We start from the raw sequence: 23,562 nt of genomic DNA on the forward strand, positions 1-23,562 counted from the left end.
CCGTCTCATCGCAACCTAAGTTACACATCGCGGAGCGAACGCTGATCCCCGCTTGGCCCGAGTTGCACAGGGCATGGGGGGTGGTGGTTCCCGAACCTCCCGGGGATCGAAGTGATTCGAGCCGTTTGAATCACTTCTTTCGTTGCTCGCCCTGCATAGTGCCATTTGCGTGCCAATTACTGCACTTGCCAAGCCAAAACAATAAGTTGCATTAAGCTAAAAGTGAGTACGCTTGGTCATCGCCGAAAAAAGACGTCACCTAGGGGTTCGGGGAGGCCTATTTTGTCACCGTTAGGCGACACCCTTTCAATGACTTGCCAGTAGGTCGTTACGAAACAAGGGGTTATCATGTTGCTTTTTTGAGACAAGCCCAGTATCGGCGTTGCCCTGAAGCGACAGCCGCCGCTATCGAAGCGGGTTCGACAGCGGCAGAACCCTGGCGGGGCTAGACGAGAGGTTTGATGAGAATCTTCGACTTGCGTGCATGATTATAGGTATCGCGCCGTAGGGGCGGCAGCTCTTCGATACCGCCAGCGCGAAAGCCGTGCTCGACGAACCAGTGCGCCGTATGTGTCGTCAAGACGAACAGCGCTTCCAGCCCCAGCCGGCGGGCACGCCGCTCGACACCGGAGAGCAACAGCGTCCCCCGCGCCCCGCCGCGATAGTCGACATGAATCGCCACGCAGGCCAGCTCGCCCATGGCGGCTTCGTCGAAACGATGCAGCGCGGCGCAGCCGATGATCATGCCGTCGCGTTCGATCACGAGGTAATCGTCGATCTCATGCTCGAGGCGTTCACGCGAGCGCGGTACCAGCATGCCGCGACGCTCCAGCGGCTCCAGCAGCTCCAGCAGCCCGCCGATGTCGCTCAACTGCGCCGGGCGTAGCTGCTCGTAGCGATGACGGGTGATCATGGTGCCCACCCCGTCGCGGGTGAACAGCTCGCCGAGCAGGGCGTCGTGGTCGTGCCAGGAGAGCAGGTGGGTGCGCGCCACGCCATTGCGGGCGGCGGCGCAGGCGGCGGACAGGTGTCGCGCCGGTTCGCTGCCCGGCGCGGCGTGCGCCAGCAGCGGTTCGGCTTCGGCCGGGGTGAGCTGGCGCTGCAAGGCGCCATTCTCATCGTAAAGTCCGGCGGCCTCGCCCAGCAGAATGAGCTTGTCGGCGGCCAGCGCCATGGCGGCGTGCTGGGCTACCTCGGCGGCGTCCAGGTCGAACACCTCGCCGGTGCTCGAGAACCCCAGCGGCGGCAGCAGCACCAGCGAGCCACGATCGAGCAGGCCCTGCATGGCGGAGACCCGCACCCGGCGCACCTCGCCGCTATGGTCGTAGTCGATCCCCTCGCGTACACCCAACGGCTTGGCCATCACCAGATTGCCGGATACCGCGGTCAGCTCGACCCCGTGCAGCGGCGTATTGGGCAGGCCCAGCGAGAGCCTCGCCTCCAGCCACAGGCGCTGCTCGGCGGCCACCCGCTCGACACAGGCCATGATCGCCTCGTCGGCCACCCAGCGGCCATCGTGCCGGTGCGGCACGATGCCGGCCTCGCTCAACGCTTGCTCCACCTGGGGGCGGATGCCGAAGGCCACCACCAGGCGTACGCCCAGCGTATGCAGTAGTGCCAGGTCCTGGATCAGCTGCTCGCCTCGCCCGCGCGCCATGGCCTCGCCTTCGATGAGGATCACAAAGGTTCGGCCCCTGTGCGCATTGATATACGGGGAGGAATTGCGGAACCAGTCGACGAAGGGAAAACGAGTGTCCAAGGCCGCTCTCCGGCAGCAGGTGAGAGAAAGGTGTACCGGTTTCGACTATATCAGAGCGACGAAAACGGCGGCACCATCAAGGCGCCGCCGCTGTACGGGAACCATGGGGCATCGAAATATCGATTACCCGAATATGCCCTTGAACATGAAAAAGAACATGATGGCCAGGCCCGCACCGGCCGGCAGGGTGATCAGCCAGGACATGGCGATGGTGCCGATCACGCGCAGGTTGAGCGCCGCCATCCCGCGGGCAAGGCCCACGCCGAGCACGGCCCCCACCAGGGTGTGCGTGGTGGAGATCGGCAGACCGGTCCCCGAAGCGAGCACCACGGTCAGCGCCGCGGCCAGGGTGGCGGCGAAGCCGCGGCTCGGGGTCAGCTCGGTGATGCCGGTGCCTACCGTGGCGATGACCTTGTGGCCGTAGGTGATCAGGCCCACCACGATGCCGCCACCGCCCAGTACCAGCACCCACCAGGGCACTAGCGCCGAGGCCCCTATGGTGCCGCCGTGCTCGACCACGCTGATCACCGCCGCCAGCGGGCCGACCGCATTGGCCACGTCGTTTGAACCGTGGGCGAAGGCCATGGCGCAGGCAGTGAAGATCATCAGCACGCCGAAGACCCGTTCCACGCCGGTGAAACCGAAATGATCCGTCTGGCGGCTACCGGCCTGCACGCGCCGCTCCATCCAGCCACCGAGTGCCATCACGGCAAGACCGAACAGGGCCGACAGCAGCAAGTTGGTGCCGAAGCCCAGGTTCAGCCCCATGTGCTTGAGCCCCTTGGTCAGGGTCACCATGCAGATGGCAAAGCCGACCAGCAGCACATAGAACGGCACATAGCGCTTGGCCGCGGCGAAGGGATCGTCGGCTTCGAAGATCAGGTGCTGGACCGACTTGAACAGCGTGAAGGCAATGGTGCCGGCGAGCAGCGGCGACACCACCCAGCTGGCGGCGATCTGCCCCACCTTGGGCCAGCCCACGGCATCGATCCCGAGGCCCGCCAGGGCGAAGCCGACGATGGCGCCGACGATCGAATGGGTGGTCGACACCGGCCAGCCCCGCATCGAAGCCACCAGCAGCCAGGTACCGGCGGCCAGCAGCGATGCCAGCATGCCGTAGACCAGGAGCTGAGGGTCGTTCTGCAACGCAGCGGGATCGATGATGCCCTTGCGTATGGTCTCGGTGACTTCGCCACCGGCAAGCCAGGCGCCAAGGAACTCGAAGATGACGGCGATGATGATCGCTTGCTTGATGGTGATCGCCTTGGAGCCGACCGAGGTCCCCATGGCGTTGGCGACGTCGTTGGCACCGACGCCCCAGGCCATGAAGAAACCGAAGACACAGGCCAGGATGATGAAGGTGTTCGCGTGCTCTGCAATGATCGACATAGGGAGGTGGGATCCTATGTGGCTGTCAGGTTGAGAGAACATCGCCCGGGCGTGCCGGGCGTCGATGTCCTACCGGGCAGTGAGAATCTGGAGCCGGCTTCCGACGCGCTCGGCGCGATCGGAAAGTTCGCCGACCCAGTCGATGATCTTGTAGAGGAAGATCACATCCACCGGCTTGAGCCGGTCTTCCAGGTCGAAGAGCTGGCGCCGAATGGCGATCTGCTGCTGGTCGGCCTGCTGTTCGAGAATGTGCAGCTCGCGGATCAGGTTTTGCATCACGTCGGAGACATGGCGACCGAAGCCCGATTCCAGCAGATCCTGGAGTTCTTCCAGCGCCTGGCGCGCCTGGACGACACAGGCCACGGAGGTCTGCATGTAGTCGCGCATGGGTTGGGCCAGCTCCACGGGGACCTGCATGCGGCGCCCCAGCATGATGCCGGTGATGTCGCGCACCTTGTTGGCGATCTTGTCCTGCACGCTGATCAGATCGAGCAGATCGCTGCGCGAGACGGGCAGGAACAGGGTATTGGGCAGATTGAGGCGAAGCTCGGTCTTGAGACTGTCGGCTTCATGCTCGAGTTGCGTGATGGTTTCGCGGATCCTGGCAGCCTCGTCCCAGTCGCCGGTGAGCGTAGCCTCGAAGAAAGGCAGCAACTGGCCGGCGCATTCGTTGGTCTTGCCGATGTGAGCCAGCAGCGGCTGGAACGGCGAACGACCGAACATTGCGGAAAACGGGTTGGATTTGACCATGGCGTATCATGCGCTTGGAAAATGGCGGGGCCGAGTATATCGACCGGCTCTTGTCACGTCATTGAAAAGTTTAGCAGTCTAGTCCGATGCTGCACTGTCCTGAAACGGGACTGAGGAAAAGGAATGAGTCACGAGATCGAACTGAAGCTGGCCTTGGCTGAAACGGGCCCCGAACGGCTGCTCTGCCATCCGCTGCTGCGTGCCGGTGTGGAGGCTGCCCGGCGCCTGACCAACACCTACTACGACACGCCGGAGGGCGAGCTGGAAGCGGCACGCGTGGCGCTGCGGCTGCGCCGCTACGGCGAGCACCGGGTGCAGACACTGAAGAGCGGCGGCGAAGGCACGGGAGGCTACAGCCGACGTCGGGAATGGGAGTGGCCGGTGGAAGGCGACGATCTCGACCGGGAGGGGCTCGCCGGTCTGACGTCGCAGGCCGGGCTGGAGATGGGCTGGATCGACCGGCTCGAACCCCGTTTCACCACCGACTTCGAACGCCGAATCTGGCAGCTCGATCTGGCCCAGGCCCGCATCGAGGTGGCCCTCGACCAAGGCGAGATCCGCGCGGCCGACCGGCGCGTGCCGATCCGCGAACTGGAGCTCGAACTCAAGGATGGGGACCCACAGGCGCTGTGGTCGCTGGCGCTGTCACTGGCGGAAAGCGTGCCGCTGCGCCCGGCCGACGCCAGCAAGGCCGCCCGCGGTGGTGCCCTGCTCACCGGGCACTGGACATTACCGCAAGGAGAGAGCCCGAGCACTTGGCTGCACCGCGCGCTGCTGGCATTGGACGCCTTCGGCGATACCGGCGAGGATGACTGGCGAGCCGCCGCCAGGGAGGCCTTCGGTCGGCTGGCCGATGGCGGCGAGGACGACGCCCGGCGACTGGCCGCCCTGCTCGGTGAACCCGATTGGCTTGGCGTCGACTTCGGCCGCATGGCATTGCGACTGGCGCAGCGCCTGGCGCCATAGCCGCGCATGAACAGAACCGCTTCAGGGAGAGTACGATGAGCGAGCCGTTTCGGCCGGGTGGCGAGGGGGTACGAACCCGCCTGTTCCATATCATCTTCGAATCCGACACGCCGTTGGCCAAGGGCTTCGATATCGTCCTGATCATCGCGATTCTGGCAAGTGTGCTAGTGGTGATGCTGGACACGGTGGAAGCCTGGGAAGCGGCGTACGGCGACTGGTTCTATTGGCTGGAATGGGGCTTCACGGGCCTTTTCACCCTCGAGCTGCTGCTGCGCCTCTACTGCCTGGAAAAGCCTTGGCGCTATCTGCGCAGTTTCTATGGCGTGATCGACGTCATCGCTATCCTGCCCACTTGGCTGATGCTGTTTCTGCCCGGTGCGCAGACGCTGGTGATCGTGCGCTTGTTGAGGGTGTTGCGCATCTTCCGCGTGCTGCGCCTGATGCAGTTCGTCGGCGAGAGCCGTCTACTCCTCGAGGCGCTGAGGCGCAGCACTCGCCAGATTTTCCTGTTCTTCTTCGGCATTTTTCTGGTGGTGATCATCTTCGCCGCGGCAATGTACCTGATCGAGTCGCACGAGGCAGGCTTCACCAGCATCCCGATATCGATTTATTGGGCCATCGTCAGCCTGACCACGGTGGGTTATGGCGATATCGTGCCGGTGACCTCGCTGGGCAAAGCGATCACGGTGATCCTGATGCTGATCGGCTATTCCATCATTGCCGTGCCCACCGGGGTCTTCTCGGCCGAAGTGATTCGCGCGGTACGCGCTGACCGCTACTCCGAGGAGGCCTGCCCCGGCTGCGGGCACGATCGCCACGAGCGCCGCGCCCGCTATTGCCTGCTGTGCGGCACCTGGCTCGACGAGACCTCGCCGGACCCGCGCCAGGCCGAGCTTGGTCGGCACGGGTCGTCGGAGTGACAACCGCCGCCGAGGCAGGTGTCGGTCCGGCTACACCTGGAACGGGGCCAGGTCGCCACGTCCCTCGCGCACGATGGTCGGCGGCAGTTCGCGCAGGTCGATGACGCTGGTGGGCTCCAGGTGGCAGGCACCGCCGTCGATGATCAGGTCGAGATGGACGCCGAAGCGGTCGCGAATCGCCTCCGGGTCGGTCATTGGCAGCGCCTCGTCCTCCGGAATTAGCGTCACGCTCATCAGCGGCTCGCCCAGGGCCTCGAGCAACGCGTGGGTGATGCGATGGTCCGGCACGCGGACGCCGATCGCACGCCGCTTGGGGTGCAGCAGCAGGCGCGGCACCTCGGACGTGGCGTTGAGGATGAAGGTGTAGGCGCCCGGCGTGTTGGCCTTGAGCAGGCGGAACACACTGTTGTCGACCTTGGCGTAGGTGCCGATATCGGACAGGTCGGAACAGACCAGGGTGAAATTATGCTTGTCGTCGAGCGAGCGCAGCCACTTGATCTTCTCGATCGCCTTCTTGTCGCCCAGGTGGCAGCCCAGGGCATAGCCGGAATCGGTGGGGTAGGCGATGACCCCACCCTGGCGAATGATCTGCACCGCCTGGTCGACCAGACGCTTCTGCGGATTCTCGGGGTGGATCTGGAAGAATTGACTCATGAATGGGCTCCCGGGCGTAGTCGATTCGTGCTGCCCACTATAGCGTGCCGGCGGCAGTCGCGTCGCAGCCTGCCGCGACGAAACCGGCCATACGGGGATGCGTCCAGACCGGCGGCACGGCGGTACGCGGCACGGGGCTCATGCTGCCCGGGGCGAGATACCCGCCAGGGAAGTGAAAGTCGCTGCCGAGCGAAGCATACAAGCCCCGTTCGTCGAACTGACGCGCCAAGTCGCGCGTTACGTCCGCATTCTGGAAGCCGCTGACCAGTTCGGCGGCCTCCCCCCCGGCGGCGGCGAAGGCATCCAGCAGCAGCCCCCGCTTGCGCCGCGTCAACCCGTAGCGCAACGGATGGGCGAGCACCGCCACGCCCCCTGCCTCGACGATCCACCCCACCACCTCGGCCAGTGGCGGCCAGTGCGCCTTGACGTCGCCGGTCTTGCCGCTGCCGAGATGCTTGCGAAAAGCCGTGGCCACGTCGGGCACCAGCCCCGCCGCCACCAGTGCCCGGGCGAAGTCCGGGCGTCCCAGTGGACGATACGGCCCGGCCTGCTCGCGCGCCCGCGCCAGGGCGTCATCGAGCCCCAGCGTCTCCATGCGCGCGGCGATTTCCACGGCGCGCGCCTCGCGGGCCCTCGCCTGAGCCTCCAATCCCTCTTCCAACGCGCCGCGGATGCCCGAGGGCAGCAGCGCCACCACGTGGATACCGACGCCCTGCCAGCGAGTCGAGAGTTCGGCGGCCGGCACAAGCAGGATGCCCAGGCGCCGTGCGGCGGCGTCGGCCTCGGCGACCCCGGCCACGGTGTCGTGATCGGTCAGCGCCATCAGCGTGATGCCGCGCTTGGCGCACAGTGCCACGACCTCGGATGGCGCCATGGCGCCGTCCGAGGCGGTGGAGTGCATATGCAGGTCGACCCCGAGGGGGTCGGGATCGCCGGCGAAGCGCTCGGGTGGGAGGGGTATCGGCATGACGCAGGCAGGCAACTTTGTCAAAATAGTGACCCCATGGTGCGCGCCCGGCGAGGGCCGGTCAACGCACCGCTGTATTCGTGCCGCTACCGCACCTGCCCGAGGAAACGCCCGATGCTCTACGCCATCATCAGTGAAGACGTGAAGAACAGCCTGGAACGTCGCCTGGCCGCGCGTCCCGACCACCTGGCCCGCCTGGAGAAGCTACGCGACGAAGGTCGCCTGGTGCTGGCCGGTCCCCATCCCGCGGTGGATGCCGACAATCCCGGCGACGCCGGCTTCAGCGGCAGCCTGGTGGTGGCCGAGTTCGATAGCCTCGAGCACGCTCAAGCCTGGGCCGACGCCGACCCCTACGTGATCGCCGGTGTCTACGCCAACGTGGCGGTGAAGCCGTTCAGGAAGGTGCTTCCCTAGTTATCCACCGCCGCGTTTTACACAGACGCTGTGGATAACACTGTTGAAACGCGGCGGATGGCTGTCGCAACCGCCCACGCCGGGCCGCCGAGCGCCGATCGATCATTTCTTGAGCACCCAGCGAAGCCCCGAGTCCACCACGAGACGCCTCATGCCGCCATCCCACGCCTCCTTGCCGCCGCTGACCGGCCTGGAGACCGCAAGCCTCGACTGGTCGACCGACGAGGCCGGTGACGCCGCTCCCCTGTCGGCACGCTTCGGCGACGTCTACTTCTCGCGCCACGACGGCCGCGCCGAAACCGAACATGTCTTCCTCGCCGGCAACGACTTGGCGCGGCGCTTCGCCAACTGGGCGCATGCTCGTCCCTTCATCGTCGGTGAGACCGGCTTCGGCACCGGGCTCAACATGCTATGCGCCTGGGCCTGCTTCGATACGCATGCCCCCGCGTCGGCCCGGCTCCATCTGGTATCCACCGAGCGTTATCCGCTCGCCCGCGACGACTTGGCTCGCGCACTTGGCGCCTGGCCGGATCTTGCATCGCGCGCCGGGGCGCTGCTGCGTCAATGGCCAGAACCGGTGGCGGGCGTGCATCGCCTGGAACTCGACGCACGGGTGACGCTCGACCTGCACTTCGGTGACGCCGCCGAGCGTCTGGCGCTGCTCGAAGGGCGGGTCGACGCCTGGTTCCTGGATGGCTTCGCGCCGTCGAAGAACCCCGACATGTGGCGTCCCGAGCTGTTCGCTGCCCTGGCTGCACGCTCGCACCCGGGCGCGAGCTTCGCCACCTTCACCTGTGCCGGCGTGGTCAAGCGCGGGCTTGCCGCGGCCGGCTTCGCCTGGCGCAAGGTGCCGGGCTACGGGCGTAAGCGCGAGATGCTGGTCGGCGAGATCGCCAAACCGGCCAGTGACGCGGACGCCATGCGCCGCCGCGCCACCCCCTGGTTCGTTCCGCCGGCGCCACGCCCGGTGCGACACGTGGCGGTGATCGGCGCCGGCATTGCCGGCGCCAGCATGGCACGCGCCCTGGCGCGCCGCGGCATCGACGTGAGCCTGCTCGATCGCGAGGCGCCCGGTGCCGGCGGTTCGGGCAACCGCCAGGGGGCGCTCTACGTCAAGCTGGCGGCCGAGCCCAACGACCAGAGCCGTGCCTACCTGGCCGGGCTGCAATACAGCCTGCGCTGGCTCGAGCGACTCGACCCCGACCATCGGCTGTGGTCACCGAGCGGGCTGCTGCAGTTGGCCATGAACGAGCGCGAACAGGCGCGCCAGACACGCTTCCTCGCCACTCAGCGGTTGCCCCGAACGCTGCTGACCGACGTGGACGCCACTGAGGCGAGTGGCCTGGCGGGCGTTCCGGTCGCCTACGCGGGGCTGAGTTATCCCAGCGCCGGCTGGGTGCGCCCTGCGGCGCTGTGCGAGTTTCTGTCCACGGCGCCGGGCATCGTCTTTCGCCGCGCCGAGGTGACGGCGCTGACGACAACCGCTGCGGGGTGGCGCCTGGCGCTGTCGAACGGAGGGAGTCTTGAAGCGGACCAGGTGGTCATCGCCAACGCCGTGGCGGCCAATCGCTTCGCTCAGACGGCGCGCCTGCCGCTGCAGGCGGTGCGCGGCCAGGTCAGCGAATTGCGTTTGCCGAAAGAGGCGCCCACGCTGACGCGGGTCGTGTGCGGCGGCGGTTATGTCTCACCGCCGCTGGACGGCGTGCTCACTTTCGGCGCCACCTTTCAGCCCAACGAGGCGGAAACGGATCTGCGCATGGCCGATCACGCCGCCAATCTCGCCGAGCTGGAGCGCGGCCTGCCCGCTCTGGCGCAGTTACTGCGCGACGTCGGCGTGGCGTTCGAACCGACCGCGTGCACCGGCCGCGCCGGCGTGCGCGCGGCAAGTCCCGACAAGTCGCCCTATGCCGGGCCGGTGCCCGATGCCGACGCCTGGCGTCGCGATTATGCCGCGCTGGGCAAGGATGCCACCCGCATCCCCAACATACCGGGGCGACACCATCCGGGGCTGTGGATCAGCGCTGCCCACGGTTCGCGCGGCCTGGCCAGCGCACCGCTGTGCGCCGAACTGATCGCCTCGAGAATGTGCGACGAGCCGCTGCCGCTGGAATGGCCGCTAGCCGATCATCTGCATCCGGGGCGACGCGTCGTGCGCGATATCGTTCGCGGCGGCTAACGTCTCCGGGGATCGGACCTGGACCCGACGCCATGGGCACCGCCGTGGCGAGGTCGCCGACTTGGCGGCTCCGGGCCAGCGCTAGCCCTCCTCCTCGTCATCGGCCAGGTCGCGGCCGAATGCCCGCCACTGGGTGAGCGTCATCACTTCGGTGCTCTCGGTCTGCAGGTCGTGGGCGATGATCAGCTCGCCGCGTTCGAGCTGACGCCTGAGCTCGACGACCCAGCCGCGCATGCCTTCGCCGGTGTCAGTGGTGTCGTACCCTTGGCGGGTGACGAAAGTCTCCAGTAACGCCTCCAGCGTCTCCGGCGGCAGCATTCGATGCGGCACCTCGACGAAACGTCCACTCATGCCCGGTCCTCCTCGTCCTGCTTGCCCTCGCCGCGCTCCCCGGCCATCAGCCGCTCGAGGAAAGCGGCTTCATCGAGCACCTCGACCCCGAGCGCCTGGGCTTTGGCCAGCTTGCTGCCGGCGGCTTCGCCCGCGACCACCGCGGCGGTCTTCTTCGACACGCTGCCGGCCACCTTGGCCCCCAGGGCCTGCAGGCGCGCCTTGCCCTCGTCGCGGGTCATGCTCGCAAGCGTGCCGGTGAGCACCCAGGTCTGCCCGGCCAGTGGCTGCGGGCGCTCGCCGATGCTCTCCTCCGCCCAGATGACACCCAGCGCACGCAGTTCCTCGATGGTCTCGCGGTTGTGCTCCTGGCGGAAAAAAATATGGACATGGGTCGCCACCACCGGACCGACATCCTCCACCGCTTCGAGATCGGCCTGCTCGGCGGCCATCAGCGCATCCAGGGTACCGAAGTGACGCGCCAGATTGGCGGCCGTGGCTTCACCCACCTCGCGAATGCCCAGCGCGTAGATGAAACGCGGCAAGGTAGTGGACTTGGCCTTTTCCAGTGCCGCCACCAGTTTTTCGGAGGATTTCTTGGCCATGCGCGGTAGCGCCGCCAGGCGCTCGGCCTCAAGACGGAACAGGTCGGCCGGCGACTTGACCCAGTCGAGCTCGACCAGTTGATCGATGAGCTTCTCGCCCAGACCGTCGATATCCATCGCCCGCCGCGAGGCGAAGTGCTTGAGCGCCTCCTTGCGCTGGGCGGCGCAGTAGAGCCCGCCGGAGCAGCGCGCCACCGCCTCGCCCTCGAGCCGCTCGATCTCGGACTCGCACACCGGACAGTGGCGGGGAAAGACGATCTCGCGGGCGTCATCGGGGCGCAGCTCCTTGAGCACGCGCACCACCTGGGGAATGACGTCGCCGGCACGGCGGATCGCCACGGTGTCGCCGATCTTGACGCCGAGCCGCGCGATCTCGTCGGCATTGTGCAGGCTGGCATTGGACACGGTGACGCCTGCCACCGAGACCGGCTCGAGCCGCGCCACCGGCGTGATCGCCCCGGTACGGCCGACCTGGAACTCCACGTCGTTGAGCCGGGTGGTTTCCTCCTGGGCCGGAAACTTGAAAGCGATGGCCCAACGCGGGGCACGCGCGACGAAGCCCAGTTCGCGCTGTAGTCTCAGGTCGTCGACCTTGATCACCACGCCGTCGATGTCGTAGCCCAGCGCATCGCGCTGTTCGCCCAGGCGCCGGCAATAGTCGATGATGCCTCGGCTGCCCGTGACTACCGCGAGCTGCTGGCTGACGCGAAAACCGAAGCCCTTGAGATGCGCCATGAGCTCGCTGTGACTGGCATCGCCCGGGTCGGGCGCGACGCGCGCCACCTGGTAGGCGCTGAATTCCAGCGGCCGGGTGGCGGTAATGCCCGGGTCTAGCTGGCGCAGGCTGCCGGCGGCCGCGTTGCGAGGATTGGCGAACACCTTGCCGCCCTCTTCGCGCGCCCGATCGTTAAGCCGCTCGAAGCCCGCATGGCTCATGATCACCTCGCCGCGCACCTCGAGCAGTTCGGGAGCATCGCCGCGTAGCCTGAGCGGGATCGAGCGCAACGTGCGCAGGTTGGAGGTGATGCCTTCTCCGGTGCGCCCGTCGCCACGGGTCGCACCGCTGATCAGCACGCCCTGTTCGTAGACCAGCGATACGGCGGCTCCGTCGAGCTTGGGCTCGCAGCAGAATCGGATGGTCTCACCCTCGGTTTCCAGGCGGTCTGCCACTCGCTTGACGAAAGATTCGACCTCTTCCTCGCTGAGCGCGTTGTCCAGCGATAGCATGGGCACGGCGTGCCGCACCTCGGGAAAGCCCGCGTCGGGCGGTGCCCCGACCCGCTGGGTGGGCGAATCGGGCGTCACCACCTCGGGGTGTTCGGCTTCCAGTTCCTGCAGTCGGCGCAGCTTACGATCGTACTCGGCGTCGGTGAGGCACGGCTCGTCGAGCACATAATAGCGATAGTTGGCATCGTCGAGTTCGGCGCGCAGCCGCGCAACGTCGGTGAAAAAGTCCTGGTCGGGCTGGTTCATGGAGTCCTGGTTCCGGTTTATAGCGAAGGCCGCGAAGCTCGAAGCCAGCATGGTCCCTAGCTTACCAAAGCGACAACCCCCGGTGGGATGCCACCGGGGGTTGTCTTCCAGCTTCAGGCTTACGGCTTGGCGTTAATTCACCTGATAGCGGTTCAGGCGATTGCGCCGCTCGAACTCCTGAACGCGCTGACGGGCGAATTCCACGGTCTGGGCGGTCATGACGCTGTGATTCTCGTCCTTCAGTTCGCCGCCCAGATTGCGCACGATGACCATAGCGGTTTCGACCATCGCTTCGAAGGCCGCGGCGGTATCCAGCGCACCGGGCAACGGCATCAGCAATGTGACGCCCGGCGTGCGGAACTCGTCCATCGCCTCGATGGGGAAAGTGCCCGGCTTGAGCACGTTGACCATGGAGAACTGCAGTTCGCTCTCGGGGTCCTCGGTCTCGAAGCGGTGGAAGATGCCCATGCTGCTGCTGTAGCGCAGGCCACAGGCCAGCATCAGGTCAAGCAGCGCCTCGCCCGAGAAGCCCTCCTCGTCGCGCGACAGCACGCTGATGACGATGACCTCGTCGGCCTGACTGAGGGTCTCGCGGGCACGCTCGGCGTTGACGTCGTGGCGCAGGGCTCTGGCCAGCGTCGGGTGCGCACGCACCACATCGTCTTCGGAACCGGGCGCCTGGGCGGCTACAGGCTCGACATCGCTCGGCTCGGCGGAGCGCGAACGCGGCGGGGCGAACAGCGGGTCGTCATCGTCGGCCCGTTCGATGGCCTCGGCTTCCTGGCGGCGGCGCTCTGCCTCGAGGGCCGCCTGGGCCTCGGCCTCCTGACGCCGACGCTCTGCCTCACGAGCGGCTTTCTCGGCACGCGCCTGTTCGCGGCGTGCCTTCTCCTCTCGCTTCTGTTCGCGACGCTTGGCCAGGCGCTGCTGCATGGAAAGCCCGAAGCGCTGCACCGATTCCCCCATACGGCGGGAACCGTTCTTGAAGGAATCGCCCATGCCCTCCAGATCGACCAGGCGGTAGCGCTCGTCTTCGTCGAGATCGGCGTCGTGGTCCTCGGGGTCGGCGGCTAGCGGTTCTCCCTTGGCGTCGACCGGCACCTCATCGTCGAGTGCCCGCAGGGTCGGCTCACGACGCGTCTCGGTCGGCTCCGGCGTCTCCGCCGCCGGCTCGGCCATGGCGGGTCCGGCATGCGTGTCCTCCACGGGGGCTGCGACTTCCGCCGCTTCACGTGGCGTCGCACCGGCCTCGGCGGCTTCGCTCGCCTGCGCGGCTCGAGACGCTTCGGCGCGCTCGGCGGAATGACGTTCCGGTTCGGCCCGTGCAGGTTCGACCCTGCTGCGCTCGGAAGCGGGCTCCGGCGAAGAAATGGCCGACGCCGCTCCGGAGGGAGGCGCGGAGGCGCGAGGTGGCGCCTCCGCTCCCGCGTCGCGGCCACCCTTGAAGCCGGCCAGTACGCGAGAAGGCCCGGGATGGGCCTGACGCTCCAGCTTGGGCTTCTCTCTTACCTCGGAGTAGCGGGCAGGACTGACGACGCGAGCGCCGCCATTCGGCAACTCCCAGTTGGTATCGTCATCGGCCTCTGCATGGCCATTGCCTTGGTTGTTGTTATCCCCTGCCTGGTCCAGGCGGGGCACTCGGCGCTGACGTTTCAGGCGACGCACCCCATCGACAACGATGAGGGTCACCAGGGCCAGCCCCAGAATGATCAGCCATTCTCTAAGTTCCATGGGTCGTCTTGCCTATCACTAGGGCGCCATGCCGGATGGATGTCCGACAACAGCATAGCGCGATTGCCAAAAAAAGGGCTACTTTTTTAATTGTCAAGCCCCGGCATTCTCATCCGAGAGTTCAATCGACCCTGCGCCTTTACCTGTCTTTTCGCTTTTCGAATGGGCCCGTAATCCGCGTCGGACCTTCTGATAACGCGTTTGCCCCTCTCTTTCAAGCCCCTTACGCCTCGGCCAAAGCGGCGGCTTCCTCCACCCCGACAGCCACCAGGCGGGACACGCCCGGCTCTTGCATGGTAACCCCCATGAGCCTTTCGGCGGCTTCCATGGCGATCTTGTTATGGGTGATGTAGATGAACTGAACGGACTCCGACATGTCCTTCACCAGTCTGGCATAGCGACCCACGTTGGCATCATCGAGCGGTGCATCGACCTCGTCGAGCATGCAGAAAGGGGCCGGATTGAGCTGGAAGATAGCGAATACCAACGACAATGCCGTCAATGCCTTTTCTCCACCCGAGAGAAGATGAATGGTGCTGTTCTTCTTGCCGGGCGGGCGTGCCATGATGGCCACGCCGGTGTCGAGCAAATCCTCCCCGGTCAGCGTCAACCACGCGGTTCCACCACCGAAGACTCGCGGAAAAAGAGACTGCAGTCCTTCGTTGACCCGCTCGAAGGTGTCGCGAAAGCGGGTCCGCGTTTCCTGGTCGATCCGTCGAATCGCCCGCTCCAGGGTCTCCAGCGCCTCACTGAGTTCTGACTGCTGGGCCTCGAGATAGTTGCGTCGCTCGGCCTGTTGGTCGTATTCCTCGATGGCCGCGAGGTTGATCGCCCCCAGCCGGCGGATGCGCTCGCCAGTCTCCTCCAGCCGCGTCTGCCATGCCGATTCGGTGGCGTTGGGATCGAGCTCGGCCGCCAGCGCCGCGGCCTCGTGGCCAAGTTCGGCAAGCTGCTCGTCCTGGGTTTCGGCCTTGAGCGCCAGCGCCTGCACCTGCATGCGCGCTTCCTGCAGGCGCTCGCGGATCCCTTCCAGATTGCGCTCGTGGTGCTGCCGCGCCAGTTCGTCCTCGCGTAGCCGTTCCACCAGCTCGGCGGCGCGCGTTCGCACCTCGTTCAGCGCGCGCTCATCGCTCTCGCGCCGATGGAGGAGATCGTCGAGCTTCTCGCGCTGCTCCTCGTCGGGCTCACGCAACGCCTCGAGCGCCTCCGTCAGCTCCTCGCAGCGCGTCAGGAGGCGTTCACGGGCGTTGCCGCTACGCCCCTGCTGCTCCGCCAGGCCGGCGCGCTCGGTGGAGAGCCGCTGATACTCCAGCGCCAGCTGCTGGGCGCGCTCGTTCAACGGCCGCTGGCGGGAGCGCAGCGACGCCAGCCTTTCACGTGCCTCGCTGCGCTCCCGCTCTAGCCGCTCGCGCCGCTCGGCGCCTTCTTCCAGGCGCGCCATGGCCTGCTGCCACTGCTCGCGCGCCTCCTCGATCGCCAGGCGCGCCTCCTCGGCCGACTCGCGCAGGCCTTCGAGCTCCTCGGCGAGTTCCCCCGCACGGCCCTGAAGATGCTCCAGCCGGCTGGCCAGGCCGCTGTCCTGCACCGCCAGCTGCTGCTGCTCGCCCGCCAGACGGCGCTCTTCCTGGCGAATCGCTTCCAGCTCGCGTTCGGCCTGCTCGGCGCGTTCACGCTCGGCGGCGATCGTCGCATCTCGCTCCGTCAGGGCGGCTTCAACCCGGTCGAGTTCGGCCGCCACCTCCTCGAAGCGGCGACGGCTGACCAGTAGCGCATCGGGGCCGGCCCCCTGGCCGCGGTGGCGCACCCAATCACGCCCCAGCCACAGGCCCTGTGGGGTGATCAGGCTCTCGCCGGCGGACAGGCCATCCCGCGCGCTCCATGCCTGGTCGTCATTGTCGACGCAGCGGATCGGCACCAACCAGGCCGCGGCGGCACCGGCGCCGCGCACACGGGCCGCCAGGCTGTGCGGCGGCGCCTCGACTCCGCCGTGAGGGGACAACGCTCCCAGCTCGGCGGGCGGCGTAGCGCTGGCCCCGCGAACATTTTCGGGCTTGGCAAGGCGCGCCTTGAGCCAAGGCGCCAGGACCCAGGAGACGCTCGTTTCCCAGCCGGGATCGACGTCGAGCGACTCACCAAGGCGCGGCAGCTCGCTCAGTCCATGGGCCGCCAAGTGCTCGGTCAGGGCTTCGTCGGGATCGTTGAGCGCCGCCTGGATCAGCGCCTCGAGCGAGGCGAGTTCGCCCTGCAGCGTGCTGCGCCGGGCGCGTTCGGATTCGCGTTCGCGTTCCAGCGCGACGGCCGCCTCTCGGGCCTCCTCGCGAACGGCCTGAAGCCGCTCACGGCGCGCCTCGACCTCTTCCTGGACCAGGCCGAACTCCGCCAGCCGCTCCTTCAGCTCGTCGCGCCGCGCGGTGAGCTCGGCCAGGTCGGGAAGCTCCTGTTGTTGCTGGCGGCGTCGCTGGGCATCCGCCTCGAGCCGGGCCAGGCGATCCTCGAGCTCACGCAGCCGGTCCTGGCTGCGCTCCGCCTCGCGGCTGGCCTCGCGCCAGCCTTCGTTGAACGTCTCGAAAGCCTGCTCGGCCTCTTCGGCGCCAGGCTCGGCCTCCTCCAGCATCGCTTCGAGTTCGGCGAGCTGCTCGGCGACCTCTTCCTGTTCCGGCAACAGGGTTTCGAGGCGCTCATCGAGCCTGAGCAATCGCTCACGATCGTTCTCGCCCAGACGCTCGAGCTCGACCAGCTCGTGACGAGCGCTCTCCAGATCTCGGGACAGCTGGCCCTCGCGGCTGCGGGCGTGCTCCAGACTCTGTTCGAGCCGGGCAATGGCCCCGGTGGTCTCGAAGAAGCGCGCCTGGCGCGCCTCGAGAGTTTCGGCCAAGGCGTCATGGTCGGCACGCGCCTCCTCGAGGCGGGTTTCGCACTGGCGCAGGCCGAGAGTCTCGCGCTCGACGGCGGTTTCCAGCTCGCGTACGCGACTCTCCTCCTCGTTTTGCCGAGCACGCAGGGCACGACCGCGCAGCAGCGCCAGCTCGCCCTTGAGCCGGTGTTCCTCCTGCTTGAGAGTCTGGTAGCGGCGCGCGGCCTCGGCCTGGCGCTTGAGCCGCTCCAACTGCTTGTCGAGTTCCTCGCGGATGTCCTCGAGACGCTCGAGGTTCTCGCGGGTGCGACGCATGCGGTTCTCGGTCTCGCGACGACGTTCCTTGTACTTGGAGATGCCGGCGGCCTCCTCGAGGGTCGCGCGCAGCTCTTCGGGGCGCGCCTCGATCAGCCGAGAGATCATGCCCTGGCCGATGATGGCGTAGGAGCGCGGCCCGAGGCCGGTTCCCAGGAAGAGATCGGCAATATCGCGGCGGCGACACTTCTGACCGTTGAAGAAGTAGCTGGACTGGCCGTCGCGGCTGACTTGGCGCTTGACCGCGATCTCGGCGTACTGGGCGTAGGGGCCACCCATGGTGCCGTCGCTGTTGTCGAAGCGCAGCTCGATGGCGGCCTGCCCCACCGGCTTGCGCGCGGTGGAGCCGTTGAAGATGACATCGGTCATCGATTCGCCGCGCAGGGTCTTGGCCGAGGATTCGCCCATGACCCAGCGCACGGCGTCGATGATATTCGACTTGCCGCAGCCGTTGGGGCCGACAATCGCGGTCATGTTGCCGTCGAAGGGCACCGTGACCGGGTCGACGAAGGATTTGAAGCCGCTCAGGCGGATCGAGGTGAGTCGCATCCCGGCTATTCTATGATACGGTCGATCACGACCTCCACGGGCTCGCCTTCAACGTCGCCCACCGGCACGCCTTCCACGTCACCGTACATGTCGCCCGCCTCGGGCGTGGCCCCGCCGCTCTTGGTCACACGGACCAGCAGGCGCACCTCGCTGGCCTGGGACAGTCTTGCCGCGTCAGACATGGCGTGGCGGTTGTCGAGTACCAGCGTGGTCGGCAGCTCGCCCAGGGTCAGTTGGGCCACCGCCAGCGGGGGCAGTTCGCCTTCCATGTCGCGGGCCACGACGAACACACGGGTGTCGTCGTCGAGCAAGCCCTGAAGCTCCTCGGCGAGGCTGACGTTCACGCGCACGCCCGGCCCTTGGGAAACAGCGGCTTCCTGCTCCTCGGGGGCGACGCCGAGCCGCTGCTGGGCGATGCGAATGCCCTCGCGCAGCGCCTGCGACGAACGCGAGTCGGACATGCCGGCGATGGCGCGGCGCCAGTAGGAGATGGCTTGCTCGTAGTCGCCCCCGTCAAAGGCATGGACACCGAGCAGGCCGAGAATGGTGGGCTCCCGCGAATCGCGCTCGAGCACCTCGTCGACCAGCGCCTGTACGTCGTCGGTCAGGCGACGGTCGGCCATGAAGAACATCAGCTGCGCTTTCTGCGCCAGCAGCGAAGGCGCGCGGCCCTCGAGTTCGATCAAGCGGTCCAGCGCGCCGATGGCGGCTTCGCCCTGGCCCGAGTCGCGGTAGAGCGGAAACAGGGTAGCCCAGACATCGGCGTTGCCCGGCTGGCGCCGAGCCTCCTGCTCCAGCCGCTCTAGCAGCGCCGGCAGCGAATCGCTCTGCTGAAAGGCGTCGTACAAGCGCAGATCGCCTTCGGCACCCTCGTGCTGGTACCAGAGCATGGCCGAAATCACCAGCGTCAGCGCCACGACGGGTACCGCGAAGCGTCCCGCGGCAGGAGACTGCAGCGGCTTGCGGGTCAGGTTCTCGGTGTCCTCGAGCAGGCTGCGATCAAGCTCCAGCCGGTCCTCGTCGAACTGCGCCCTGTCAATGTCGCCGCGCTCCAGCGCCGCCTCCAGCGACGCCAGGCGACGCCGGTAGATCGCCACGTTCTGCTCGGCGGCGCGGTCGTTGGCCTCGAAGTTGGCCTGGGCGTCGTGCACCCGATGCGCACGCCGCATCGGTGCCACCAGGAGCCATAGCGCCGGCAGCAGAAGCAGGCCGAAGGATAGCCACAGTACGGTCATTGGCCGTCCCCCCGGTTGATCAGTATTTCCAGGCGCTGGCGCTCATGCTCGCTGAGGGCGCGTGACGAGGCGTTGCGCCGCGCGCGCACCATCAGCATCACCAGAATGCCGCCGAGCACGACCAGCACCGCAGGAAGCCCCCACAGCAAGTAGGTGCGGCCTTCCAGACGAGGGTTGTAGAGAATGTAGTCGCCGAATCGCTGTACCATGTGATCGCGAATCTCCATGTCCGAGCGACCGTCGTGCAGCAGCTGGTAGACGCGGTCACGCATATCGCCGGAGACGGGCGCATCGGAATCGTTGATCGCCTGGTTCTGACAGGTGGGGCAGCGCATGGAGGCCGTCAGGCTGTGGTAGCGCTTCTCCAGCACCGGGTCGTCGAATTCGCGCACCTCGATGGCGGCGCCCTGTGCCAGACCGGCCAACAGCAGCCATAGCGTGACGGCCAGCATCCAACGGATCACTGCCATTTTTGCACCTCCGGCAGGATGTGTTCGCGAAGATCCGACGGCGAGATGTAACCGGTATGGTGGTAACGAATGATGCCGTTGCCGTCGACCAGAAAGGATTCCGGTGCCCCGTAGACGCCCAGCTCGAAGGCGAGCTCGCCTTCGGGATCGAAGATATTGACCTCGAACGGATCGCCGAACTCTTCCAGGAAACCCAGTGCCTTGTCTCGGGTGTCCTTCCAATTGACGCCGACCAGGCGCACGCCGCGATCGGCCAGGTCGAGCAGCTGCGGCATCTCGCGCTTGCACTCGGGACACCACTCGCCCCAGACGTTGACCAGGGTGACGTCGCCCTGGATCAGCGTTTCGTCGACACGGCGCTCGGGATCTTCCAGCGTGGTCAGGTCGAAGGCCGGGAACGCCCGCGCCTCCTCGACCAGCCTCGATTCGCGATGGAACGGGTTGAGACCCAGCCCCAAGTAGAGAAACAGCATCAGCATCAGGAAGCCGAGCAGCGGAAGTGACAGTAACAGACGACGCGTCATGCCGTGGCCTCCCGCACTGCGCTTTCGCGCGTCTTGCCCTCGGGATCGCGCGCCGTGGCCAGGCGCCGATAGCGCCGGTCGATCACCGCCAACACACCGCCAATGGCCATCAGCAGTGCGCCGAGCCACAACCAGCGCACGAACGGCTTGTACTGCACGCGCATGGCCCAGCTGTTGTCGCCCAGGTCCTCGCCCATGGCCACGTAGAGGTCGCGGAACAGGCCGGGACGCAGCGCCACCTGGCTCATGGGCATGCCGCGGGCGATGTACACGCGCTTCTCCGGCGTCATGGTGAAGCTGCGCCGACTGTCGCCGCGACGCACCTCGATCTCGGCGCCATCGGCGATGTAGTTGGGCCCGCGTCGGCTGGTCAGCTCGTTCATGGTGAAGGTGTAGCCGGCGACCTCGACGCTGTCGCCGGGCGACATGCGCACGTTGCGCTCGATCTCGAAGTTGGACACCACGGCCACGCCGATGATGGTGACCGCCATGCCCAGGTGACCGAGCTGCATGCCCCAGTAGGCCAGCGACAGCTTCCTGAGCCCCGCGCCGAACGACTCGGCATGACGTGTCTTGTCGTAGAGATCGCGCAGCGTCGGCAGCACGATCCACATCGCCGCCACCAGACCGAGCGCGACCCAGGCGTTCCACTCGCCACCGATGACGAACGGCATGATCGCCGCGATGACCAGCGCCGCAACGCCGGCGAGCCACAGCCGCTTGGCCAGCATGCGCGGGTCGGTCTGCTTCCAGCGCGCCGTCGGCCCCAGGCCCATGAACACGCACATGATGACGGTGAGCGGCACGAACAGGGCGTTGAAGTACGGCGGCCCCACGCTGATCTTGCCCAGGTCGAGAGCGTCGAGCAGCAGCGGATAGACGGTGCCCATCAGCACGGTGACGGTCATGATCACCAGCAGGATGTTGTTGATCAGCAGCAGGGCGTCGCGCGACAACCAGTTGAAGCCGGTGCGCTGGCTGACCCGCGGGGCACGCAGGGCGAAAATCAGCAGTGACAGCCCCACGGTGATACCCAGCAGTATCAGGATGAAGAAGCCACGCGAGGGATCGTTGGCGAAGGCGTGCACCGAGGTCAACACGCCGGAGCGCACCAGGAAGGTGCCCAGCAGCGACAGCGAGAAGGTGAAGATCGCCAGCAGCACGGTCCAGCTCTTGAACGAGCCGCGCTTCTCGGTGACCGCCAGTGAGTGCATCAGCGCGGTACCGGTCAGCCAGGGCAGCAGCGAGGCGTTCTCGACCGGATCCCAGAACCACCAGCCGCCCCAGCCCAGCTCGTAATAGGCCCACCAGCTGCCCAGCGCGATGCCCACGGTGAGAAAGGCCCAGGCCAGGTTGGTCCAAGGCCTCGCCCAGCGCGTCCAGGCCGCATCGAGGCGACCGCCGAGCAGGGCGGCGATGGCGAAGGCGAAGACCACCGAGAAGCCCACGTACCCCATGTAGAGCATCGGCGGATGCAGGATCAAGCCAATGTCCTGCAGCAGCGGATTGAGATCGGCGCCATCGCTGGGCATGTTCGGCAGCAGGCGCTCGAAGGGGTTGGAGGTGACCAGCACGAAGGCCAGGAAGCCGACGGCGACCAGCCCCAGCACGCCGACCACGCGTGCCACCATGTCGCGCGGCAGCTCACGCGAGAAGCGCGCCGCCATGTAGCTCCAGCCGGCCAGCATCAGACTCCATAGCAGCACCGAGCCCTCGTGATTGCCCCACACGGCGCTGAACTTGTAGTACCAGGGCAGCATCGAGTTGGAGTTGTTGGCCACGTTGGCCACGCTGAAGTCATCGAGCAGGTAACTCGCCGTGAGGCACAGGTAGGCGATGGCCACGAACAGGAATTGACCGGCGACCATGGGACGGGCATATGCCATCCACAGCGGCCGGCGCAGCGCGGCGCCGGCGAGCGGCATCACGCCCTGCACCGCGGCCATCAGCATGGCGATGACCAGGGCAAAGTGGCCGATTTCAGGGATCATACGAATGAACATGACGTCTCCGGATCAATTCTGGCTCGCGCCCTCTCGCTCTTCGACACGCTTGGCCACCTCGGCGGCTTTGGCCTGATAGTCGGCGGGTGAATAGCCGGCCGCTTCGAGTGCCTCGGAGACTTCGGGGGGCATGTAGTTCTCGTCGTGGCGCGCCAGGACCTGGTCGGCCTTGATAAAACCGTCACGCTGAAGCTGGCCGACCACCACCACGCCCTGCCCCTCGCGGAACAGGTCGGGCAGGATGCCGCTGTAATGCACGCGCACCTCCTCGACGTAGTCGGTCACGGTGAACTCGACGTCGAGGCTGTCCGGATTGCGCGCCACGCTGCCCTCCTTGACCATGCCGCCGGCGCGGATCTGGCGTTCGTAGGGCGCATCGCCGGCGGCGATCTGGATCGGGCTGAAGAACAGATTGATATTGGCCCGCAGCGCGTAGAGCGTCAGCCCCACGGCGATTGCCGCGAGCGACACCAGACCCAGGGCCATGAAGAGCTTCTGTTTGCGTTTAGGCCTCATTGGTGCTTCCACCCCTGCTAGTTTGAATCGGTTGACGTCCGGCCTGATGGGCGTCGCGGCGCGCGCGACGCTGCAACTGGCGCAGGACCTGACGGCGCTCGAAGCGGGCGTGGAACACGGCGCCCAGCAACAGCACGGCGGTCAGCCCCCAGGCCGACCAGACGTAAGGAGCGTGCCCACCCATGGCGAGGAAATCCTGAAAGGTGTCGAATGCCATCACTTCGCCTCCGCGGCCAGCTCACGCACCCAGCGCTTGCTGGCCTCGCGGCGCAGGATCTCGCTGCGCGTGCGCATCAGGGTCAGGGCGATGAAGAAGCTGTAGAAGCCCAGCACCATGATCAACAGCGGCAACCACATCTCCATCGGCATGGCGGCACGCCCGGTGACGGTAAAGGTGGCGGGCTGGTGCAAGGTGTACCACCAGTCCACCGAGTACTTGATGATCGGGATATTGATGACGCCCACCATGGCCAACACCGAGGCCGCGCGCGAGGCGCTGTCGCGGCTGGTGAACGCGCCGCGCAGGGCGATCACGCCGAGATAGAGGAACAGCAGGATCAGCATCGAGGTGAGACGCGCGTCCCACATCCACCAGGTGCCCCAGGTAGGCACGCCCCAGACCGCGCCGGAGAACAGTGCGATGAACGTCATGGCGGCGCCCAGCGGCGCCATCACGGTGGCTGCCATGTCGGCGATCTTGATCTTCCACACCATGAAGACCAGGCCCGTCACTGCCAGGGAGACGAAGATCGACTGGGCCAGGAAGGCAGCCGGCACATGCACGTAGATGATGCGAAAACTGTTGCCCTGCTGGTAATCGGCCGGCGCGAAGAGCAGCCCCCAAATGGCACCGGTGACGATCAAGATCAGCGCCGCCGCCCAGAACCAGGGCAGGAGGCGCGCGCTGATGGCGTAGAACCATTTAGGGGAACGCAACTTGTTTATGAAGGCCCACATGCCTC

20 protein-coding genes are annotated in these 23,562 nt (G+C 66.7%); 4 read left to right on the top strand and 16 right to left on the bottom strand.

Going from position 1 to position 23,562, the window contains the following annotated elements; translation table 11 throughout:
- Positions 1–445 precede the first annotated feature (445 nt).
- From argA to F0A17_RS12130, 3 genes are all read right to left on the bottom strand, one after another.
- Positions 446–1,759: an amino-acid N-acetyltransferase gene (argA, locus tag F0A17_RS12120; protein ID WP_149328587.1), complete on the bottom strand. Its 1,314-nt coding sequence runs from the start codon at positions 1,757–1,759 to the stop codon at positions 446–448.
- 123 nt (positions 1,760–1,882) lie between these two features.
- Positions 1,883–3,148 carry an inorganic phosphate transporter gene (locus tag F0A17_RS12125; protein ID WP_149328588.1) on the bottom strand — a complete coding sequence of 422 codons (1,266 nt, stop codon included), beginning with the start codon at positions 3,146–3,148 and terminating at the stop codon, positions 1,883–1,885.
- A gap of 69 nt (positions 3,149–3,217) precedes the next feature.
- Complete coding sequence (locus F0A17_RS12130) at positions 3,218–3,898, bottom strand: TIGR00153 family protein (RefSeq protein WP_149328589.1); 681 nt, start codon at positions 3,896–3,898, stop codon at positions 3,218–3,220.
- A gap of 123 nt (positions 3,899–4,021) precedes the next feature.
- Here F0A17_RS12130 and F0A17_RS12135 point away from each other — a divergent pair, with 123 nt between their 5' ends.
- Both F0A17_RS12135 and F0A17_RS12140 read left to right on the top strand, forming a co-directional pair.
- Positions 4,022–4,864 carry a CYTH domain-containing protein gene (locus F0A17_RS12135; RefSeq protein ID WP_149328590.1) on the top strand — a complete coding sequence of 281 codons (843 nt, stop codon included), beginning with the start codon at positions 4,022–4,024 and terminating at the stop codon, positions 4,862–4,864.
- A gap of 35 nt (positions 4,865–4,899) precedes the next feature.
- A complete protein-coding gene (locus F0A17_RS12140) occupies positions 4,900–5,784 on the top strand; it encodes an ion transporter (protein WP_149328591.1) in 885 nt (294 codons plus the stop codon).
- A 30-nt stretch (positions 5,785–5,814) separates the two neighbouring features.
- On the opposite strand, the gene F0A17_RS12145 is transcribed toward F0A17_RS12140, so the two are convergent.
- Positions 5,815–6,438 carry an L-threonylcarbamoyladenylate synthase gene (locus F0A17_RS12145; protein WP_149328592.1) on the bottom strand — a complete coding sequence of 208 codons (624 nt, stop codon included), beginning with the start codon at positions 6,436–6,438 and terminating at the stop codon, positions 5,815–5,817.
- A gap of 37 nt (positions 6,439–6,475) precedes the next feature.
- Positions 6,476–7,405 (bottom strand): PHP domain-containing protein, encoded by a 930-nt coding sequence (locus F0A17_RS12150; RefSeq protein ID WP_149328593.1) that lies wholly within the window; start codon positions 7,403–7,405, stop codon positions 6,476–6,478.
- A gap of 114 nt (positions 7,406–7,519) precedes the next feature.
- Between F0A17_RS12150 and F0A17_RS12155 the strand changes: the two genes are divergently transcribed.
- Positions 7,520–7,819, top strand: a complete 300-nt coding sequence (locus F0A17_RS12155) for a YciI family protein (RefSeq protein ID WP_149328594.1) — start codon at positions 7,520–7,522, stop codon at positions 7,817–7,819.
- A 151-nt stretch (positions 7,820–7,970) separates the two neighbouring features.
- Positions 7,971–9,995, top strand: coding sequence for a bifunctional tRNA (5-methylaminomethyl-2-thiouridine)(34)-methyltransferase MnmD/FAD-dependent 5-carboxymethylaminomethyl-2-thiouridine(34) oxidoreductase MnmC (gene mnmC / locus F0A17_RS12160; protein ID WP_149328595.1), 2,025 nt, complete (start codon positions 7,971–7,973; stop codon positions 9,993–9,995).
- 81 nt (positions 9,996–10,076) lie between these two features.
- Here the strand turns inward: mnmC and F0A17_RS12165 are convergent, their stop codons facing one another.
- The 11 genes from F0A17_RS12165 to F0A17_RS12215 all read right to left on the bottom strand — a co-directional run bounded on the left by F0A17_RS12165 (position 10,077) and on the right by F0A17_RS12215 (position 23,557).
- Positions 10,077–10,346: a YheU family protein gene (locus F0A17_RS12165; protein ID WP_149328596.1), complete on the bottom strand. Its 270-nt coding sequence runs from the start codon at positions 10,344–10,346 to the stop codon at positions 10,077–10,079.
- Positions 10,343–12,403, bottom strand: coding sequence for an NAD-dependent DNA ligase LigA (gene ligA, locus F0A17_RS12170; RefSeq protein ID WP_149328597.1), 2,061 nt, complete (start codon positions 12,401–12,403; stop codon positions 10,343–10,345). The genes F0A17_RS12165 and ligA overlap by 4 nt, the downstream gene beginning before the upstream one ends.
- A gap of 132 nt (positions 12,404–12,535) precedes the next feature.
- Positions 12,536–14,134: a cell division protein ZipA gene (zipA, locus tag F0A17_RS12175; RefSeq protein WP_149328598.1), complete on the bottom strand. Its 1,599-nt coding sequence runs from the start codon at positions 14,132–14,134 to the stop codon at positions 12,536–12,538.
- A 223-nt stretch (positions 14,135–14,357) separates the two neighbouring features.
- Positions 14,358–17,852: a chromosome segregation protein SMC gene (smc, locus tag F0A17_RS12180; protein WP_149328599.1), complete on the bottom strand. Its 3,495-nt coding sequence runs from the start codon at positions 17,850–17,852 to the stop codon at positions 14,358–14,360.
- Positions 17,853–17,857: 5 nt separating this feature from the next.
- Positions 17,858–19,087: a c-type cytochrome biogenesis protein CcmI gene (gene ccmI / locus F0A17_RS12185; RefSeq protein WP_149328600.1), complete on the bottom strand. Its 1,230-nt coding sequence runs from the start codon at positions 19,085–19,087 to the stop codon at positions 17,858–17,860.
- Complete coding sequence (locus F0A17_RS12190) at positions 19,084–19,557, bottom strand: cytochrome c-type biogenesis protein (RefSeq protein WP_149328601.1); 474 nt, start codon at positions 19,555–19,557, stop codon at positions 19,084–19,086. The genes ccmI and F0A17_RS12190 overlap by 4 nt, the downstream gene beginning before the upstream one ends.
- Positions 19,548–20,081: a DsbE family thiol:disulfide interchange protein gene (locus F0A17_RS12195; RefSeq protein ID WP_149328602.1), complete on the bottom strand. Its 534-nt coding sequence runs from the start codon at positions 20,079–20,081 to the stop codon at positions 19,548–19,550. Before F0A17_RS12195 ends, F0A17_RS12190 begins: the two co-directional genes overlap by 10 nt.
- Positions 20,078–22,084 (bottom strand): heme lyase CcmF/NrfE family subunit, encoded by a 2,007-nt coding sequence (locus F0A17_RS12200; RefSeq protein WP_149328603.1) that lies wholly within the window; start codon positions 22,082–22,084, stop codon positions 20,078–20,080. The genes F0A17_RS12195 and F0A17_RS12200 overlap by 4 nt, the downstream gene beginning before the upstream one ends.
- 12 nt (positions 22,085–22,096) lie before the next feature.
- Complete coding sequence (gene ccmE / locus F0A17_RS12205) at positions 22,097–22,600, bottom strand: cytochrome c maturation protein CcmE (protein WP_149328604.1); 504 nt, start codon at positions 22,598–22,600, stop codon at positions 22,097–22,099.
- Positions 22,590–22,817 (bottom strand): heme exporter protein CcmD, encoded by a 228-nt coding sequence (gene ccmD / locus F0A17_RS12210; RefSeq protein ID WP_149328605.1) that lies wholly within the window; start codon positions 22,815–22,817, stop codon positions 22,590–22,592. Before ccmD ends, ccmE begins: the two co-directional genes overlap by 11 nt.
- A complete protein-coding gene (locus tag F0A17_RS12215) occupies positions 22,817–23,557 on the bottom strand; it encodes a heme ABC transporter permease (protein WP_149328606.1) in 741 nt (246 codons plus the stop codon). Before F0A17_RS12215 ends, ccmD begins: the two co-directional genes overlap by 1 nt.
- Between the last annotated feature and the right edge of the window lie 5 nt (positions 23,558–23,562).

The organism is Billgrantia pellis (assembly GCF_008297955.1).
Classification (GTDB): domain Bacteria; phylum Pseudomonadota; class Gammaproteobacteria; order Pseudomonadales; family Halomonadaceae; genus Halomonas; species Halomonas pellis.